General features: G+C 58.0%; 1 protein-coding gene. It reads right to left on the bottom strand.

Annotation, left to right across the window (positions count from 1 at the left end; translation table 11 throughout):
• Positions 1 to 778: hypothetical protein (locus THS27_RS27075; protein ID WP_210403038.1), on the bottom strand; the 778-nt coding region annotated here is incomplete at both ends.

Here is a 778-nt window from a genome sequence, read left to right as displayed (position 1 = left end):
CCATCAAAGGACAACCAGTCATCAACCAGCCCAACACGCTGATCAACGGTATCAATCACCGACACAACGGACATTTCAAAATCCGCCACCAGCCGCCGCCGGACCATCCCGCCAAAGTCAAAACCCGCCGCATGTCGATAAGTCCCGCGGGCAACAATGCCGCCCAGGGCATCAAAGCTGGCAATGGCATCAAAATCCGCAACATCATCAATCAGCCCGGCCCCGGCCAATACCAGCTTGCCATCATCCACGCCGGTATTGTCGAACTCACCAGCCCAAACCGGGGCCTCTGACACCTCGCCAACATTAGTGAATGGCAGCACCGTTGCTCCATCGGACGCCACCCAGGCCGCGTCCGATGGCGTCCCGCTGCTATCGACAAATTGCAGTAGGTAACAGCCGGTTTTAAGCGGCAAAACTGCCATTGTATCGCCGCCCGGCAACGGGTCGCCAATGGTCGCACTTTCCGACACCAGCGGGTCAGACAAAGCCGGGCTCCACCGAAATCGACACTGCCCGCCCTGCCTTACATCAAGGTCAGACGATTGCGACCAGCGCAAAAGGGCATAGCCCCCACTGGTCGAAACCGTCAGGCCGGCCGGAGCTTGCGGCTTACCCGCCAGACCATAAATTTCCTTGCGCAGTTGCACCGGATCAGACGACGCACCGACCCGGTTAACCGCCGTCACTCGAAAATCATAAACACCAGGTGCAAAATCAAACACCTCCACCACCGACGAAATGCTGATTGGCAAGTCAGTCCATTCCAACACCCCCA

Origin of the sequence: Thalassospira sp. MCCC 1A01428 (assembly GCF_002115825.1) — a bacterium.
Taxonomy (GTDB): Bacteria; Pseudomonadota; Alphaproteobacteria; order Rhodospirillales; family Thalassospiraceae; genus Thalassospira.
Note: the sequence above shows the minus strand (reverse complement) of the source record. Positions and strands in the feature narration are given on the sequence as shown.